Source organism: Gordonia amicalis, assembly GCF_022059885.1.
GTDB classification, from domain to species: Bacteria; Actinomycetota; Actinomycetes; order Mycobacteriales; family Mycobacteriaceae; genus Gordonia; species Gordonia amicalis.
On record NZ_CP091855.1, the window covers coordinates 5,054,079 to 5,070,636 of the forward strand.

Below are 16,558 nucleotides of genomic sequence, written 5' to 3' on the forward strand. Positions count from 1 at the left end.
CGGTGCGGGTCATCGCCCCTCCAGGAGGTCGAGAAGTGCGGCCGGCGCGTCGGTGCGCGCCGCGGCGCGACGAGCCATCGTGCGGTAGGCCTCGGCGATCCCGCGTTCGCCGGAGCCGCCGGGGACGGCGCGGAGCGCGGCGAGGTGTCGTCGAACGGCGGCGGCGTCGCCGCGTGCCACCGGACCGGTGAGCGCCGACGGTCCGAGTTCGAGCACGTTGCTCAACGACGCGGTGACCAGCGGGGTGAGGATGCGTTCGGCGAGTCGCGCGCCGCTCCCGTCGACGGTCGCGACGTCGCGTCCGGAATGGTCGATGGCGGCGTTCAGCGCGGCCACGGCGTCGGAGATCAGCGCGATCAGGTGGTTGGCACCATGCGCGAGCGCCGCGTGGTAGAGCGTGCGGTCGGCTTCGGCGATCCGCACCGGTTCCCCGCCCATCTCCAGGACCAGCGACGACGCGATGGCCTCCCCGACGGGGTCGGCGGCGGTCACCGCGAAGCAGGCGTTGGTCAGGCGCGCGGTGTCCTCCGCGGTGCCGACGAAGGTCATCGCCGGGTGCAGGGCCAGCCCGAGCGCCCCACGCGAGGTCACCGGCGCGAGGATGTCCACCCCTTGGGCACCGGCGGTGTGCGCGACGATCGTGCCGGGGCGCAGCGAACCCGACGCCGCGATCTCGTCGATCACCGCGCTCAACTGGGCATCGGGCACGCTGACCAGCAGCAGTTCCGAGCGGGCGACGACGGCGCCGAGGTCGAGGATCTCGGAGTCCGGAAGGCGCTGCGTTGCTCGAGCGCGCGACTCCGCGGACCGGGCGACGACCGCGCCGACGACGTGGCCGGCCTTCTCCAGGGCCTCGCCCAGTGCGGTCCCGACGCGTCCGGCGGAAACGATGCCGACGGTGAGGCGGGCGGGTGCGGGCAGATTGGACGTGCCGGGAAAAGGGTCGGGGTGAACCGGATACGGGCGATCGCCGAAAGCGTCCTCAGCAGAGCTGCCGAGCGAGTGCCCGGCATGAGTGCCGGAAGCGTCGTCGCCGCCGGCCTGCCGTGCGAACGGCACGCCGGGATCACCGATCGGTGAGGTCACCGCTGTCCTCCGTGGTTCGTTCCAGTCCCGTCGTCGCCGGATTCCGCGGGGAGAAGCCTTACTCCTCAGCGGCGTCGGCACGGGTACCAGACGTTGCAGAGCCAGGGTAGGACTCTCACCGCGGTCCGAGCCAGCTGTGTGACAGGTGTCACCCGGCATGACGGTCCTCCACCGGTGTCGCGCGGCGGCCTCGCCGGTGTCCGACGCTCGACGTACCCCGCTGTGACCTGGCCCGAACCGGCGTACTCTGAGGCCGTCCGAGGCGTGTCATCGCTCCAACGCCCGACCTCAGGGAGTCCGCAGATGAGCCTGGAAGCGGGTACTCAGTTCGCCGGTTACACGATCATGCGCAAGATCGGTGCCGGTGGCATGGGCGCGGTCTACCTCGCGCAGCACCCCCGGCTCCCGCGCCTCGACGTCATCAAGGTCCTCGCCGAACACGTGTCCAACGACCCGACGTTCCGTGCACGCTTCACCCGCGAAGCCGACCTGGCCGCGCAGCTCGACCACCCGTGCATCGTGAGCGTCTACGACCGCGGTGAGGTCGACGGCCGGCTGTGGATCTCGATGCAGTACGTGCCCGGGACCGATGCGGCGGCTCTCGTCAAGGCGTCCCCCGGAGGTCTCCCCCTCGACGACGTCGCGGCGGTGAGCGATTCGATCGGCGCCGCCCTCGACCATGCGCACCGACACGGCCTTCTGCACCGCGACGTGAAACCCGCCAACATCCTCATCAGCGCAACCGAATCCGACTCCGGAGACTCTCAGGAGCGTCGTATTCGACTGGCCGACTTCGGGATCGCCCGCCAGACCGACGGGGGAACCTCGCTGACCTCGGCCAATCTGGTGCTCGGTTCGTTCCCCTACTCCTCACCCGAACAACTGTCGGCCGAGACGCTCGACGCCCGCAGCGATGTCTATTCGCTCGCGTGCAGCATCTTCGAATTGCTCACCGGCACTGTGCCGTTCACCGGACGGACGCCGATGATGATGATCCACCATCACCTCACGACACCGCCACCGGACGTCTCGTCCCTGCGTTCCGGCCTCCCGCCGTCAGTGTCCGAGGCGGTGCGCCACGGGCTCGCCAAGAACCCCGCGGACCGGCCACCCTCGGCGGGCGCCTTCGCCGCGGAGTTCCGGTATGCGGTCGACACCACCGGCTTCTTCCCCGCCCCCGCCGGGCGCGTCGGTGCAGGAATCCCGTCCCGCTCCCGGACGGGAGGGAGCACTCCGGTTCCGCCGCAGACCCAGACGATGCGGAACCGAGGCACCTCGCCTCCGACCGGGGCCGCGATGGTGCGCACCACCGCGGTACCGATCACCCCCGCCGGACCATCGGATCCCGCCCCCGCCGAGACCGGACAGGTGCCCTCGTCCTCCTCACACGGTCACGGGTTCCCCGCGGCGACGGCCTATTCGGAGCTCCCGGGGCAGACGGTCCCCGGCCCCGCCCTCGAGTCGACGATGATCCGGGCCTCCGGCGACCTCGTGGTGATCGACCCTCGTCCGACCGGGGCGGAGGCGGCGCGACTCACGACGGCGTCGCTGGCCTGCGGAATCGCTTCGGTGCCGCTCAGCCTCGTCGGCGGCTTCGGCCTTCCGGTGGGCGTCGCGGGCTGGTATCTCGCCGGACGTGGTCGTGCCTCGTCGGCGGCGCGACTGGCACAGACATTGTCCGTTCTGGGGATGCTGCTGAGTCTCGGGTTCCTCGGCTTCGTCATCGGCCGGGCGATCGCCCTGCAATTCTGACGAGCCCGCTCGGCGTCCGCGAGGTCACCGCTCGTCGTACGTCGTCGGCTCCGGCCGTCCCTGACGTGACAGCGCACCGAACACCGCGTCGACGATCCACAGCGTCACCACACCGGCGATGATGTCGACGGTGTCGTCGAACGGCGACCGGAAACGCGGCGAGAAGGGGTCGAGGACCCTGGACGCGGGCACACCCAGCAGGTGACCGGTGCCGTCCACTATCGCGTCCACCGGATTCGCGGCCCACCCCGCGTAGGCGTTGACGGCGAGCAATGCGATGACCGGAATCGCGAGCACCCACCAGAACTGTCGGCGACGTGCGACCGACCACGCGACGATCAGCAACACGACCCACGCCGGCATGTGATCGGAACAGAAATTGAGAATCCCGTACTCTCCCGACCTGACCAGGACCGGTATCTGACCGCCCCAGAAACCCAGTGCTCCGATCGCGCCGATGGGGACCGCGAACGCCGCGCGGACGACACTCCGTGACCAGAACGCGAGCACCAGGACCATGTAGACGGGCATCAACGCCGTGAGCACCCAGATCAGGATCAGGCTCGTCGCGGGTCCGTTGGCGACATAGTCCGCGTAGTACTCGGGGAACGGGGTCTCGTTGAGCGGGTCGAAGGTGAACAGCCACAACACCATCGGCCACCAGGCGAGGACCGGCAGGAACAGCGAGGCACTCACCAGCGTTCGTTTGACCGCCGTGCCGCGATCGGTTCGGCGGACGGGCGCAAGAGCGGTGGCCCGGTCGACCAGACCGGACGTACCGCCCGCCAGAGCTCCCCTCATTTCCGCATTCTAGGGCGATCGTCCAACTTCGAGGAACCGAATTCGCACCCATGTCACAGAAGTGATCCGACCGGATGACGAAACTGATACGAATCCCGGAAATCGTCTGCCCGAATCGGGTTCTGACGAGCAGAAATCCGTCGTACCGGCGTCGTCTGGCGTCAGCTGTCGCGGCGCCGGCGGCCGCCGCTCGAACCGGTCTGCTGCCGCAGCTGACTGAGTAGCTCCGAGACCGGGAGGCCAGCCGAATGAGCCGACTCGGAGTCGTCGTCGGCACCGCGTCGGCGTCGACCACCGCCGTACGCCGCGGCCGGGCGTCCGGCACTCCCCTCGTGCCGACCGCCGGCAGCGAGGAATGCGGGAGGTTCGACATCGGAAGCCGCCGACGCTTCCTCCGCCGGAGCCGGAGTCGGCTCGCGAGACCCGGCCTCGGGCCCGGTCCTCGCACCGGTCGCCCACTCGTCGGTCGGCGTCTCGTCGGTGTAGGCGCCCGACTCGGCGGCACCGTGCGCGTCGTCGACGACCTCCGCATCGGACACCTCCTCGGCGACGGAGGTGTCGGCTGCCGGGGCCTCGTCGGTGTACGCGGCGAACGGCGCCGAACCGGCGGAATGCTGGTCGACCTCCTCGACGGGGACCTCGGTGGCGATGCGACCGGAGATCGGCTCGTCGGTGACGACCGGAATGACCTCCGTCATCTCGTTCGGATCGACCGGCTCCGTGTGCCGGCCGTCGTCGGCAGTCGGCGCGGTGGCCGCGAAGTCGCGGGCGGCGAGCAGACCGTCGTCGTCGTAGGCCGAGCTGTAGGGCGGGACGCCGCCGAAGGAACCCGCGTGGGTTCCGGACAATCCGGAGGCGAGCTCACGCATCTTCTCACTCGACAGCGCGGCACGCTGATCCGGAAGCGGTTCTCCGAGAAGCATTTCGAGACTCGAACGCAGGGCAAGCACCTGGGCCTTCAGCTCGGAGAGTTCCTCGTTGGACTCGGCGGTGACCTCCTTGCGGATGGTCGTCTCGACGTCGAGCTCGTACTGACGTCGCGCCGCGATCTCACGCTCGAGCTGCAGTTCGTAGACCAGCCGTAGGTCTCGGCTCTTCGCCTCCGCGCTCTCGGCCTGACGCCGGAACTTGGTCACCAGGATGGCGCCGATGACCGCCGCCCACAATGCCGCGATGACCGCCAGCGAACCGAGGATCGACAGGCGGTCGGTGAAGACCATCAGCACGCTGGCCGCCAGAGCCAGCACGATCAGCAGACCGAGCAGCCACTGCGCCGCCGACCGACTGGAGCGTCGCGAGTCGGCAGAACGGCCGTTCGAGGTCGTCATGATCGTGAACTTACCCGCTGTGAGTACATTCAGAGGCCAAGCGGGCACGGAGTTTCTCATATCGGCGACGTGTTATGTCGCCCATGATCGGTCCACTCGGCGACATCCGCTCCCGACCCACGCCATTCGCACGGAGCCGAAGTCACGAATCGCCGACGGCGGGCGGATCGTCGGGAGCCCGGCAGCAGTACTCGAGCCACATCGCCGCGCACACCAACAGCACGCCGCCGATCAAGCCCACGATCGCGCCGGGACGATCGTGGTCGGCGGCCGCCACATCCTGCTGGCCGAGGAGGAAGGCCAGCAGACCGGTCCACACCCCGACGGCGATCGCCCCGAGGATGGCAGATGCCTTGGCCAGGGCCAGCACTCGTGCCGCGGTCAGCGGATGAAGCTGCCCACGGGCACGACCCACGTCGCGGGACTCCACCCGCGACCGCACGACGAAGGCGATGACGACCTCGAGCGCGGCGAGCACGTACAGCACGATCCCGGCCAGCAGGGGCAGCGGCGGGAAGTCGTTGTAGTTGTACCGCACCAGAATCCACGCGGCGATGGCGGTGACCGCGGCGATGACGAGGAGGTCGCGGATGCGGGTGGGACCGAGGCCGGTCTGTTCGTCGTCCTTCCCGGGGCGGTGCGGGTCGGGCCGGGTCATGACGTGCCACCCCCAACCGGGCCATCGGTGAGCCGGTCAACGGCACGGACCGCGTCCCGCTCGTCGGGATCGAGCGCATCGATCAGTTCACGCACGGACCGCTCGCCGTCAGGTGTCCACAACGTGGCCTCCGGTTCGATCTCCAGCCACGGGATGAGTACGAACGCACGCTCTGCGGCCCGCGGATGTGGAAGCGTCAGGACCGGGTCGTCGTCGTCGACGACGACGCGTCCGGCGTCCGACACCGAGATGACGTCGACATCGAGGGTCCGCGGTCCCCAGCGGACCTCACGGGTTCGGTCCGCGGACTGCTCCAGACCGGCAGCCCGGTCGAGCCATTGCCGCGCGCTCAGCGGGCCGTCGACGATGAGCGTGATGTTGAGGAAGTCGTCCTGCTCGACCCCACCCCAGGGCGGCGTCGCGTACACCGCGGACACCGCGACGAGTTCGTCGGCGAAGCTCTCGACCACCGACCGCAGATGGCCCAGCGAATCACCGACGTTGGAGCCGGCCGAGAGAACCGCGCGACTCATCGCATGCCCTTCCGGGAACGGCGGGTCACCACCGCGACGTCGTCGAAGGTCAGCGGGATCGGTGCCGACGGCTTGTGCACGGTGACCTCGCACGCGGAGATGCGCTCGTCGGCCATGATCGTCTCGGCGACCTCCGCACCGACCGTCTCGATGAGATCGCGCGGCTCGCCCCCGACGATCGCGGCGACCTGCTGGGCCAGTGCACCGTAGTCGACGGTCTCGGCGAGATCGTCGGTGTCGGCGGCGGCACGCAGATCGAGCCAGAGGGTGACATCGATGAAGAAGTCCTGGCCGTCGGCGCGTTCGTGATCGAAGACCCCGTGGTTGCCCCGGACCTTCAGTCCGCGTAGTTCGATCCGGTCAGCCATGCGATCCTCCTGCCGGGAACGTGGTCCGTGAGCCACCCGCACGCCAGGCCTCGGCGACGGTGACGGCGTCGTAGCTGCTCGCCACATCGTGGACGCGGACACCCCAGGCCCCCGCCGCCGCGGTCAGCGCCGAGATCGACGCGGTCGCGACGTCGCGTCCCGCGGGTGGTCGGTCGACGCCGTCGCGACCGAGTAGCGTGCCGAGGAACCGCTTGCGGGAGGCGCCGACGAGGACGGGGAAGCCCAGTCCGACGAAAGTCGGCAGCGCATGCAGCAGCGCCCAGTTGTGCTCGGCGGTCTTGGCGAACCCGAGTCCGGGATCGAGGATGAGGCGGTCCGGGTCGACACCCGCCGAGACCGCGGCGTCGACCTGCGCCAGCAGCTCGCCGCTCACCTCGGCGACCACGTCGCGGTATCCGCCGACGTCACCGCTGCGATGGGTGAACCGGCGATCCGAACTCTCGCCCGCGGGCCGCCAGTGCATCAGGACCCATGGCAGCCCGGCGTCGGCGACCACCCGCGCCATGTCGGCGTCGGCGCGTCCGCCCGAGACGTCGTTGATGATCGCGGCGCCGGCCTCGATGGCGGCGGACGCGACGTCGGCCCGCATGGTGTCGACCGAGACCGTGGCGCCGTGCGACGCGAGGGCGGCGATGACCGGGGCGACACGTTGCGCCTCGAGAGCGGGTTCGACGCGCACGGCGCCCGGACGCGTGGATTCGCCGCCGACGTCGATGAGGTCGGCACCCTGCTCGATCAGTTGGAGCCCGTGCGCTACCGCCGCATCGGTGTCGAGATAGCGGCCGCCGTCGGAGAAGGAATCGGCCGTGACGTTCAGGACGCCCATCACCAGCGTGCGGTGGTTCCCACCGCCGACCGGGACCGCGCTTGACGAAGTCATCCGATTTTCCGACGGGGTCATCGGGAGATCAGCCGGACTCACCGGGTGATCAGGTCGAGGGCTTCGCCGCGGGATACCGCACTGGTCTTGAAGATTCCGCGGACGGCCGAGGTCGTGGTGGTCGCTCCGGGCTTGCGAATGCCGCGCATCGCCATGCACAGGTGCTCTGCCTCGATCACCACGATGACGCCGCGGGGCCCGAGCTTGCGCATGACGGCGTCGGCGATCTGACTCGTCAGCCGCTCCTGGACCTGCGGCCTCTTGGCGTAGAGGTCGACGAGCCGCGCGAGCTTCGACAGGCCGGTGACCCGGCCGGACTCACCCGGGATGTAGCCGACGTGCGCGACGCCGTGGAAGGACACCAGATGATGCTCACAGGTGGAGTACATCGGGATGTCCTTCACCAGTACGAGTTCGTCGTGGTCCTCGTCGAACGTGGTGGCGAGGACCTCGTCGGGATCGGTGTACAGACCCGCGAACATCTCGCGGTAGGCGTTGGCCACGCGCGTCGGCGTGCGGATCAGACCTTCACGGTCGGGATCCTCGCCGACGGCCAGCAACAGCTCTCGAACCGCGGCCTCGGCACGTGCCTGATCGAACTCCGATCGGTGCCCATCCACCACGGCGTCGTGCCCCTTGCTGATCGTCATGCGTCAAACCTTACGAGCTTCGCCCGTTTTCACCCTCACCGGCACTGTCCGGTCGGGTGGTCCCGTTCTCGCCGCGCCGGTCCCAGCCGTTGGTCCCGTTGGAGCCGGGACGCTCGGTCGAGGGCTGTTCCGGCGGCCACCCCGGCGCCGACCAGTCCCGCGGGGCACCGTAGTCCGGCCGCGTGCCACCGGTGTACGGGCCACCCGGAGCGGGCGTGGACTGACCCGGGTTCGGGTACTGCGGGTTCGGATACTGCGGATTCGGATATTGGGGACCCGGGTTCTGCGGACCCGGATACTGCGGATTCGGGTACTGCGGGTTCGGGTAGTGGGGGTTCGGGTTCCCCGGCGCCGGCGGAACCGGCCCTCCCGAAGCAGCACCCGGCTCCGGGTAGATCGGCGGGTAGTTCGGCACCTGACCCGGCACCTGCGCACCACCCGGGTACCCGGCACCGACGGGCTCGGCGACCTTCGCCTCCTCCGGCGGGGGCCACGGCTCGCCGCGCTCGATGGCGAGCTCGCCCGGCGTCTTCACCGGCGGCTTGTCGCTCGGCGTCCGGTCACCGAATTCGTTGAACGCGGTGATCCGCGGACGCTTGACGACCTCGGAGAAGATCTTCTCCAGATCCTTGCGGGTCAGCGTCTCCTTCTCGAGGAGTTCGGTGGCGAGCACGTCGAGGGTGTCGCGATACTCGGTGAGGATCGCCCACGCCTCGGTGTGCGCCGCCTCGATGAGACGACGGACCTCGTCGTCGATCTCGTTGGCGATCTCGGCGGAGTAGGCCGACTGCGCACCCATCGAACGACCCAGGAACGGGTCGCCCTGGTCCTGGCCGTATCGCACGGCGCCCAGCTTCGCGCTCATGCCGTACTCGGTGACCATCGCCCGTGCGATCTTGGTGGCCTGGTCGATGTCCGACGACGCGCCGGTGGTCGGCTCGTGGAAGACGAGTTCCTCGGCGGCACGACCACCCATCGCCATCACCAGGCGGGCGATCATCTCCGACCGCGTCATCAGGTCCTTGTCCTGCTCGGGGACAGCCAGGGCGTGGCCGCCGGTGCGGCCGCGCGCGAGGATCGTGACCTTGTAGATCGGATCGAGGTCGGGCATCGCCCAGGCCGCCAGGGTGTGGCCGCCCTCGTGGTACGCCACGACCTTGCGCTCGTGTTCGCTGATGATCCGACTCTTACGACGCGGTCCGCCGATCACACGGTCAACGGCTTCCTCGAGCGCCTCGGCGGTGATCGTCTGCTTGTTCTCACGTGCGGTGAGCAGCGCGGCCTCGTTGACGACGTTCGCCAGGTCGGCGCCGGACATGCCCGGAGTGCGCTTGGCGAGACCGTCGAGGTCGGCGTCGGAATCGATCGGCTTGCCCTTGGCGTGCACCTTGAGGATCGCGCGACGTCCGGCCATGTCGGGGTTGCCGACCGGGATCTGACGGTCGAAGCGCCCGGGGCGCAGCAACGCGGGATCGAGGATGTCGGGCCGGTTGGTCGCCGCGATCAGGATGACGCCGGACCGGTCACCGAAGCCGTCCATCTCCACGAGGAGCTGGTTGAGTGTCTGCTCGCGTTCGTCGTGGCCACCACCGAGGCCGGCGCCGCGCTGGCGGCCGACGGCGTCGATCTCGTCGACGAAGATGATGCAGGGACTGTTGTTCTTGGCCTGCTCGAACAGGTCCCGCACACGGGAGGCGCCGACACCGACGAACATCTCGACGAAGTCCGAGCCGGAGATCGTGAAGAACGGGACACCGGCCTCACCGGCAACCGCGCGCGCCAGCAGGGTCTTGCCGGTTCCGGGCGGGCCGAACAGGAGCACGCCTCTCGGGATCTTCGCGCCCAGCGCCTGATAGCGCGCCGGATTCTGGAGGAAGTCCTTGATCTCGTAGAGCTCCTCGACGGCCTCGTCGGCGCCGGCGACATCGGCGAAGGTCGTCTTCGGCATGTCCTTGCTCAGCTGCTTGGCCTTCGATTTGCCGAAGCCCATGACGCCACCGCGGCCGCCGCCCTGCATGCGGCTCATCACGAAGAAGAACAGACCGAACAGCAGGATCATCGGCAGCACGAAGATGAGGATCTGCCAGAGCACCGACTGCTCGTTCACATTGGTGGTGTACTTCGTGCCGGTCTTCTGGACCGCGTCGAAGATCTGGTCACCGGCCTGTGCGGGGTACTTGGTGCTGATCTTGTCCGCGTCGGCGTCGTTGACCTTGATCGGGGAGTTGAGCTCGATGCGCAGCTGCTGCTCGCGGTCGTCGATGCTGATGAACTTGGTGTTCTTCTTGTTCAGCTGCTCCAGCGCGACGGAGGTGTCGACGCCCCGGTACTCGCGGTCGGAGTTGCTCATCACGCTCCAGCCCCACAGGGCGAGCAGGACGAGCGCCAGGATGGCGAGGTTGCGGAAGACTGTCTTACGGTTCATGCCAGTTGGTGGGGGTCCGACCGGCGCGCGGGATCGAGTCCCGGCGCCCACTCCGTTCCCATGTCCTTCCCATCGACGTACACATTGAGGCTACCGGTCAACGATCACGCTGGTGAAACCGTTCCCGCGGAAGATCCACCGCCACGACGCGCGGGCGTCGCGTGGACGCCGACGGGTCAGCTGCTGTAGACCGCGGGCTTGAGGCGCCCGATGTACGGCAGGTCCCGGTATCGCTCGGCGTAGTCGAGTCCGTATCCGACGACGAACTCGTTCGGGATGTCGAAGCCCACGTCGGCGACGCGCACCGGCGACCGCACGGCCTCGGGCTTGCGGAGCAGCGTGCACACCTCGATGCTGCGGGGCGAACGCGTGGCGAGGTTCTTCATCAGCCACGACAGCGTGAGGCCGGAGTCGATGATGTCCTCGACGATCAGCACGTCGCGTCCCTCGATGTCGCGGTCGAGGTCCTTGAGAATTCGCACGACGCCCGACGAGGAGGTCGACGACCCGTAACTCGACACCGCCATGAACTCCAGCTGGGACGGGATCGGCAGGGCACGGGCGAAATCGGTCATGAACATGACCGCGCCCTTGAGCACACCGATCAGGACCAGGTCGTCCTCGATCTCGGCGTAACGGGAGGCGACGGACCGGGCGAGTTCGACGGTGCGCTGCCGGATCTGTTCCTCGGTGATCAGAACAGCATCGATGTCAGCGGCATAGGGGTCTGCAGACTGCACCTTCACAGCTTGTCATGTTTCCCGGGTCACATGGACGACGGGTGCGAACTGCGGGCCGACATCGGGCTGACGCGAGTGTCAGTTGTTCGTACTAAACGACGACTCCACCCGCTCAACTGCGTCACAGTGGGGTAACGAACAGTAACATCGGCCACTCGTGAAACATTACCTGACTATTACGCGATGTGGTTTGTGAACGTGAATGAGCCCCGTGTCACCGCGGGTGATGCAGGGAATGTCACCCCCTGCGAATACGATCGTTCTCAGTTCCCCGACACCCCCTTGGGGAACTATCCCCTCCACGGAAAGTTCTATCTCTTATGTCAACAGATCGACAGGACGGGGCCTTGTCGCGTATCCGCACGCGAACATTGGTCGCCGTTGCCATATCTCTTGCCACAGTTGCGATCACGGCCCTGGCCGGTACCGCACAGGCAGCACCGAAGAAACCCGGAATCCCCACCTACGACGCGTCGTGGAATGCGTCGTCGCTGACACTGACCCTTCACAATGCGTCGGCGAGCACGGAAAACGGGGCTTTGTCGATTCGGGATCTATCCGGCACGGAGCTTTTCCGCATGCCCCTCGCCTATCGCAGCGAGTACCTGCAATTCCCGATCGACGCACGTGAGGCCGGAAACAAAGTCACGCTGATTCCGTCCAAGAATGCGGCGCGAGCTGTGCCGGTGAATCCGGTGGAGGTGGAGAAGGTCCGCGGCATCGCCCGGCACCAGGTCGCCGCACCTCAGACCCGTCAGGAGCGGGACGACCAGGCGCTGACACGCTTCCAGCAGCAGCTGAGTGCGGGCACGAGCGTCTCGTCATTGGTCGGCACAATCATCGGCGCGATCGTTGGCGGAGTATTCGCTTGCACGGTCTTGCAGCTCGCTGCGCCAGTCGTGGGTTGTCTCGCCGGAGTCGCGCCGGCGGCTGCAGTCGGCGGCCTCGTCGGTCTCGCCATCGGCGGCGGTGGCACGCTGATCGGTGCAGCGATCCACTACTTCAACACGATCAACTCGCCGTTCACGCCGCCCAAGAAGCGGTGATGCGCTGAATCGACGACACGACGGTCCGTCTCACCTCTCGGTGAGGCGGACCGTCAGCTTTTCGTCGACACGTTCCACGACGGTCCGCACGCCCGGGTCGCCGCCGATCGCCACCTGCGCACCCCCGGCTGCGGGCCCGACGACGAGCCGGTCCACCGCGCCGATGACCCGGTGCGTCGGCTCGGTCGCCCCGATGTCGAGCAGCCAGCGGCGGATCACCCGGGTCCGCACAGCTCGCGGCAGATCGTGCAGCGGTGCGATCTCGAGCCCGCCGGTTGTCGCGGCACTCCCCCATACCGTCTCCGCCCAGCCGTCGAGGGCGTCGTTGTCGTCCTGCAGGCCGTCCGCGGTTCGGACCAGCGCGTCGACGACGCCGCCCCGGAGCACGTCGTCGAGCAACGGGATCACCTCGGCCCGCAACCGCACCCGGGTGAACCGTGGGTCGCGGTTGTGTGGGTCGTGGTGCATCGCCAGGCCGAGTTCGGTGCACACGGCCAGCGTCTGCATTCGGCGGACCGGCAGCAGCGGCCGCCCCCATGGCGCCTTCCACGCCCGCATGCCGGCGATCGATCGTGCCCCGGAACCGCGTGCCAGTCCGAGCAGTACCGTCTCGGCCTGGTCGTCGGCGGTGTGCGCGAGAAGTACCGGTCGACCTTCCCGGGCGGCGTCGAGCGCCGCGTACCGTGCGTCCCGGGCAGCGGCTTCGAGTCCCCCGCGGGTCCCGACCCTGACCTCGAGCACGCGCGCGTCCGCACCGAGTCCGCGTGCGGTCTCGGCGGCGCGGGCGGCGACGCCGGCGGAACCCTTCTGGAGACCGTGGTCGACGACCAGCGCGGTGACGTCGAGTCCCGCGCCGACGGCCGTCGCCGTCAGGGCGAGCGAGTCCGCGCCGCCGGACAGCCCGACACAGACCGATGAGCGCGGACCGTCGAGCCAGGTGGTCGCGAATTCCGCGACCACCCGCGTCACAGCACGCGTCGAATCCATGCCTGCGGGGTGTCGATCTCGTCCGGGAGCGGCATCGTGTCCGGTGAGGTCCACACCGTGTTGAACCGATCCATGCCGACGGTTTCCACCACCTCGTCGACGAAGGCCTTGCCGCGGATGTACTGCGCGATCTTGGCGTCCATGCCGATGAGAGCGCGGATGATGCGCTGAACCGGGTTCTGCGGTGCCTTGCGGCGCTTGTCGAATGCGGTGCGGATGCGCGCGACGGACGGGACGTGCGCCGGGCCGACGGCATCCATCACGTGATCGGCGTGGCCCTCGAGCAGCGTGCCCAGGACCATCATCCGCTGGAAGGCTTCGAACTGCGCAGGGCTCTGCAGCAGCTGCATCGCGCCGATGATGCCCTTCTCGCGGGGTTCGGACCCCCTGAGTGCCTTGGTCATCCGCGTGACGATCTCGGTGGCCGACTCACCGGTCTCGGAGGTGAGCACGGCGACGTTGTCCTGCATGTAATCACGCAGCCACGGGTTGGCCGAGAACTGCACGCGGTGGGTCACCTCGTGGAGGCAGACCCACAGCCGGAAGTCGGACGGCACGACCTTGAGCTGCCGTTCGACGTTGATGATGTTGGGTGTCACGACCATCAGCACGCCGGGTTCACCGGTCTCCGGGTCGGGCGTGAACGGATCGTACTGGCCGAGGATGGCCGTGGAGAGAAAGGCCAGCAGACCCCCGGCCTGGACACCGCCGAACTTGGCGGCGAGGCCGTGCGAACCCACGTCGGTGCCGGCGGCGTCGGCCCCCAGCATCGATCGCATCGAGTCGGAGGCCGCGTCGATCCAGCCCGGCCGGTCGAGGATGCGGGTCGTCGGGATGCGGAGTCCGTCGGCGAGACCGGTGATCTCGCGAACCGGTGCCTCCGCCCGAGTCGCCGCGTCGCCGAGTTCGGCCTGCGCGGCCTCGTAGGTGTAGGCCGTGGTCTTGGGGCCGGACCGGACGAGGCGTTTCGCGGTCGAAGCGGCGAGGGGCCAGTCGATCTGCGACCCGATGCTCAGGCGAGTGTCCTCACTCACCGGCTCGACCTCGGTCTTGCTGTCGGTTCCAGGCATGCTCATCGGCACCCGCACTCTCTGAGTTGGCCCACCACGGCGTCGAGGGCGGGTCTCGCGTCCGCCGGCGAGGTGCCGCCGGACATCAGGGCGAACGACAGCACGCGGCCGTCGATCGTTTGCACTATGCCCGTCAACGAACTGACCCCGGTCAGTGTTCCGGTCTTCGCGCGCACCCATCCGGCACCCGGAGTGGTGGCGATCGGGAAACGGTCGGCGAGGGTGCCGGTGCCGGCGGCGATCGGCAGTCCGTCGAGCATCGGTCGCAGCGCCGGCCGCGAGGGTCCGCTGGCCGCTGTCATCACCGCGTCGAGCAACGCGGGGGTGGTGCGGTTGGCGTAGGAGATGCCCGACGCGTCGGCCAGTGTGGTGCCCTCCCACTGGTCGGGGAACGTGGTGGAGAGGACCTGCTCGACGGCGTCGACTCCGGCGGCCAGGGTCGCCGGTCCACCGCGATGCACCGAGAGTTCGATCGACAGCGTCTCGGCCAGCACGTTGTCGCTGTGGCGGAGCATGTCGTTGACCCGTGTCACCAGGGGCGCGGACTCGACCTGCGCGATGACGCGGTCGCCCGCGGGTGCGGATGCCTCGGTCACCGGTGCGTCCACACCCAGCGCGGCGGCCAACGCCTCCCCGGCCATGATTCCGGGCGTCGCCGAGCGGGGTGAGTACTCGTCGAGCGGCTCGAGCCGGGCGCCGTCGACCATCAGCGACTCGATCGGGGCGATGTCGCCGCCCTGGATGTCTCGACGGTCCCACGTGCGGTCCATCGTCGGACCCGAGAAGGCGCTGAGATCAACCGCGACCGAGGAGACCGGAATCCCGGCCTGTTTGATCTGGTCGGCGAGGTCGGCGATGCGGCCGGGCTCGCTGTAGAAGGTGTCCGCGCGGGCCGGCTGCGCCGACAGCGTGGGGTCGCCGGCACCCCTGAGGATCACCTGTCCGTCGGACCCGGCGACGACGGTGGTCGTCACCCGCGCGTCGTGCGGCATCGCCTCCAGGAAGGCGGCGGCCGAGAGCACCTTGTCGTTCGACGCGGGGATACGCGGACGGTCGGGATTGCGCGACCACAGGATCTCGCCGGTCAGCGAGTCGGAGATCATGCCGCTCAGGACGCCGAGCGCCGGATTCCGCAGTGCAGGTGCGATCGCTCGGGACACCCCGGCCGGCGTCGGCGACGGGGCGGAGGCGACGACCGGGTCGATCCGCGGGTCGACGGAGATCGCGGCGGGCTGCGGCGGGATTCCCGGCGGCAGCTCGGCCTCCTTGTCGAGCCGGAGTGCAACGACCACTGCCGCGGTCGACGCCAGCGCGAGGATCACGACTGCGGCGATCGTCCACCAGAGGAGTTTGCGACTGCGGGGTCTGCCTTCGCGACCTGCGGGTCTGGTGGATGCGCCCACGAAGCCTCCGGATCTCTCGAACTGCACACCGACGGTGACGACGCCACTGGTCGGCGCACCACCCGGCCGGAATGTCGGATGTGAGCGACCCGGACATCCGCCACACCCGCGAACTGCGGGGGTACGAAGTCCGAGGTCGTCGGACTAACAGTATCGTTGTTGCGACGCGCGGCCATCTGGGCCGCCCGGGCGATCACACCCCCGATCCGCAACTGCCAGGAGGAACAGTGGAATTCGATGTGACCATCGAGATCCCCAAAGGTGGCCGTAACAAGTACGAGGTCGACCACGAGACGGGCAAGGTCTACCTCGACCGCTACCTGTACACCTCGATGGGCTACCCGGCCGACTACGGATACATCGACGGCACCCTCGGCGAGGACGGCGACCCGCTCGACGCGATGGTCCTGCTGCCCGAGTCGGTGTTCCCCGGCATCATCGTGCGCGCCCGCATCGTCGGTATGTACACGATGACCGATGAGGCCGGCGGCGACGACAAGCTGCTGTGCGTGCCCGCGGGTGACGTGCGCTGGGACCACATCAAGGACATCTCCGACGTGTCGGAGTTCGAACTGGGCCCCATCTCGCACTTCTTCGAGCACTACAAGGACCTCGAGCCCGGCAAGGAGGTCCAGCCGGGCGGCTGGGTCGGCCGGGAGGCTGCCGAGAAGGTCGCCCAGGAGGCCATCGACCGTCTCGCGGCACATCCCGAGGAGGCCAACGAGCCCTCGCGCGGCTGACGCCACCTCAGGAGTCGTACACCGACCGCCGACGACACATGCTGTCGTCGGCGGTCGTTGCGTTTCGCTC

General features: G+C 68.7%; 16 protein-coding genes. 3 read left to right on the forward strand and 13 right to left on the reverse strand.

What is annotated here, in order from left to right:
* Positions 1–9: 9 nt before the first annotated feature.
* Positions 10–1,086, reverse strand: a complete 1,077-nt coding sequence (locus IHQ52_RS23110; RefSeq protein WP_040004931.1) for a Rossmann-like and DUF2520 domain-containing protein — start codon at positions 1,084–1,086, stop codon at positions 10–12.
* Between the two features lie 303 nt (positions 1,087–1,389).
* Between IHQ52_RS23110 and IHQ52_RS23115 the strand changes: the two genes are divergently transcribed.
* The gene (locus tag IHQ52_RS23115; RefSeq protein WP_006437763.1) at positions 1,390–2,838 is read left to right on the forward strand and encodes a serine/threonine-protein kinase; all 1,449 of its coding nucleotides are present in this window, start codon (positions 1,390–1,392) and stop codon (positions 2,836–2,838) included.
* A 24-nt stretch (positions 2,839–2,862) separates the two neighbouring features.
* Here the strand turns inward: IHQ52_RS23115 and IHQ52_RS23120 are convergent, their stop codons facing one another.
* The 9 genes from IHQ52_RS23120 to hpt form a co-directional block, all read right to left on the reverse strand.
* Positions 2,863–3,639 (reverse strand): hypothetical protein, encoded by a 777-nt coding sequence (locus IHQ52_RS23120; protein ID WP_006437764.1) that lies wholly within the window; start codon positions 3,637–3,639, stop codon positions 2,863–2,865.
* 161 nt (positions 3,640–3,800) lie between these two features.
* Positions 3,801–4,967 carry a DUF6779 domain-containing protein gene (locus IHQ52_RS23125; protein ID WP_006437765.1) on the reverse strand — a complete coding sequence of 389 codons (1,167 nt, stop codon included), beginning with the start codon at positions 4,965–4,967 and terminating at the stop codon, positions 3,801–3,803.
* A gap of 142 nt (positions 4,968–5,109) precedes the next feature.
* Positions 5,110–5,625 (reverse strand): DUF3180 domain-containing protein, encoded by a 516-nt coding sequence (locus IHQ52_RS23130; protein WP_006437766.1) that lies wholly within the window; start codon positions 5,623–5,625, stop codon positions 5,110–5,112.
* Positions 5,622–6,158 carry a 2-amino-4-hydroxy-6-hydroxymethyldihydropteridine diphosphokinase gene (gene folK / locus IHQ52_RS23135; protein WP_006437767.1) on the reverse strand — a complete coding sequence of 179 codons (537 nt, stop codon included), beginning with the start codon at positions 6,156–6,158 and terminating at the stop codon, positions 5,622–5,624. Before folK ends, IHQ52_RS23130 begins: the two co-directional genes overlap by 4 nt.
* Positions 6,155–6,526 carry a dihydroneopterin aldolase gene (folB, locus tag IHQ52_RS23140; RefSeq protein WP_006437768.1) on the reverse strand — a complete coding sequence of 124 codons (372 nt, stop codon included), beginning with the start codon at positions 6,524–6,526 and terminating at the stop codon, positions 6,155–6,157. The genes folK and folB overlap by 4 nt, the downstream gene beginning before the upstream one ends.
* Positions 6,519–7,427, reverse strand: a complete 909-nt coding sequence (gene folP, locus IHQ52_RS23145; protein WP_006437769.1) for a dihydropteroate synthase — start codon at positions 7,425–7,427, stop codon at positions 6,519–6,521. Before folP ends, folB begins: the two co-directional genes overlap by 8 nt.
* A gap of 38 nt (positions 7,428–7,465) precedes the next feature.
* Complete coding sequence (gene folE, locus IHQ52_RS23150; RefSeq protein WP_006437770.1) at positions 7,466–8,077, reverse strand: GTP cyclohydrolase I FolE; 612 nt, start codon at positions 8,075–8,077, stop codon at positions 7,466–7,468.
* A 10-nt stretch (positions 8,078–8,087) separates the two neighbouring features.
* Positions 8,088–10,502, reverse strand: a complete 2,415-nt coding sequence (gene ftsH / locus IHQ52_RS23155) for an ATP-dependent zinc metalloprotease FtsH (protein WP_006437771.1) — start codon at positions 10,500–10,502, stop codon at positions 8,088–8,090.
* 176 nt (positions 10,503–10,678) lie between these two features.
* Positions 10,679–11,242 carry a hypoxanthine phosphoribosyltransferase gene (gene hpt / locus IHQ52_RS23160; RefSeq protein WP_024499383.1) on the reverse strand — a complete coding sequence of 188 codons (564 nt, stop codon included), beginning with the start codon at positions 11,240–11,242 and terminating at the stop codon, positions 10,679–10,681.
* A 320-nt stretch (positions 11,243–11,562) separates the two neighbouring features.
* On the opposite strand from hpt, the gene IHQ52_RS23165 reads away from it, so the two are divergent.
* Positions 11,563–12,288, forward strand: a complete 726-nt coding sequence (locus IHQ52_RS23165) for a DUF8020 domain-containing protein (RefSeq protein ID WP_006437773.1) — start codon at positions 11,563–11,565, stop codon at positions 12,286–12,288.
* A gap of 30 nt (positions 12,289–12,318) precedes the next feature.
* Here the strand turns inward: IHQ52_RS23165 and tilS are convergent, their stop codons facing one another.
* The 3 genes from tilS to dacB are packed head-to-tail and all read right to left on the reverse strand — an operon-like array spanning position 12,319 to position 15,667.
* Positions 12,319–13,275 carry a tRNA lysidine(34) synthetase TilS gene (gene tilS, locus IHQ52_RS23170; protein ID WP_040004932.1) on the reverse strand — a complete coding sequence of 319 codons (957 nt, stop codon included), beginning with the start codon at positions 13,273–13,275 and terminating at the stop codon, positions 12,319–12,321.
* Entirely contained in the window at positions 13,254–14,351 is a 1,098-nt protein-coding gene (locus tag IHQ52_RS23175) for a zinc-dependent metalloprotease (RefSeq protein WP_006437775.1), read from the reverse strand. Before IHQ52_RS23175 ends, tilS begins: the two co-directional genes overlap by 22 nt.
* Complete coding sequence (dacB, locus tag IHQ52_RS23180) at positions 14,348–15,667, reverse strand: D-alanyl-D-alanine carboxypeptidase/D-alanyl-D-alanine endopeptidase (protein ID WP_006437776.1); 1,320 nt, start codon at positions 15,665–15,667, stop codon at positions 14,348–14,350. Before dacB ends, IHQ52_RS23175 begins: the two co-directional genes overlap by 4 nt.
* A 308-nt stretch (positions 15,668–15,975) precedes the next feature.
* Between dacB and IHQ52_RS23185 the strand changes: the two genes are divergently transcribed.
* Positions 15,976–16,488 (forward strand): inorganic diphosphatase, encoded by a 513-nt coding sequence (locus IHQ52_RS23185; RefSeq protein WP_006437777.1) that lies wholly within the window; start codon positions 15,976–15,978, stop codon positions 16,486–16,488.
* The last annotated feature ends 70 nt before the right edge of the window (positions 16,489–16,558 follow it).

Bases quoted from the DNA above. Each gene is read 5' to 3' on its own strand.
- IHQ52_RS23115 (WP_006437763.1), top strand. From the start codon at position 1,390: ATGAGCCTGGAAGCGGGTACTCAGTTCGCCGGTTACACGATCATGCGC.
- IHQ52_RS23120 (WP_006437764.1), bottom strand. From the start codon at position 3,639: ATGAGGGGAGCTCTGGCGGGCGGTACGTCCGGTCTGGTCGACCGGGCC.
- IHQ52_RS23125 (WP_006437765.1), bottom strand. From the start codon at position 4,967: ATGACGACCTCGAACGGCCGTTCTGCCGACTCGCGACGCTCCAGTCGG.
- IHQ52_RS23130 (WP_006437766.1), bottom strand. From the start codon at position 5,625: ATGACCCGGCCCGACCCGCACCGCCCCGGGAAGGACGACGAACAGACC.
- folK (WP_006437767.1), bottom strand. From the start codon at position 6,158: ATGAGTCGCGCGGTTCTCTCGGCCGGCTCCAACGTCGGTGATTCGCTG.
- folB (WP_006437768.1), bottom strand. From the start codon at position 6,526: ATGGCTGACCGGATCGAACTACGCGGACTGAAGGTCCGGGGCAACCAC.
- folP (WP_006437769.1), bottom strand. From the start codon at position 7,427: ATGACTTCGTCAAGCGCGGTCCCGGTCGGCGGTGGGAACCACCGCACG.
- folE (WP_006437770.1), bottom strand. From the start codon at position 8,077: ATGACGATCAGCAAGGGGCACGACGCCGTGGTGGATGGGCACCGATCG.
- ftsH (WP_006437771.1), bottom strand. From the start codon at position 10,502: ATGAACCGTAAGACAGTCTTCCGCAACCTCGCCATCCTGGCGCTCGTC.
- IHQ52_RS23165 (WP_006437773.1), top strand. From the start codon at position 11,563: ATGTCAACAGATCGACAGGACGGGGCCTTGTCGCGTATCCGCACGCGA.
- tilS (WP_040004932.1), bottom strand. From the start codon at position 13,275: ATGGATTCGACGCGTGCTGTGACGCGGGTGGTCGCGGAATTCGCGACC.
- IHQ52_RS23175 (WP_006437775.1), bottom strand. From the start codon at position 14,351: ATGAGCATGCCTGGAACCGACAGCAAGACCGAGGTCGAGCCGGTGAGT.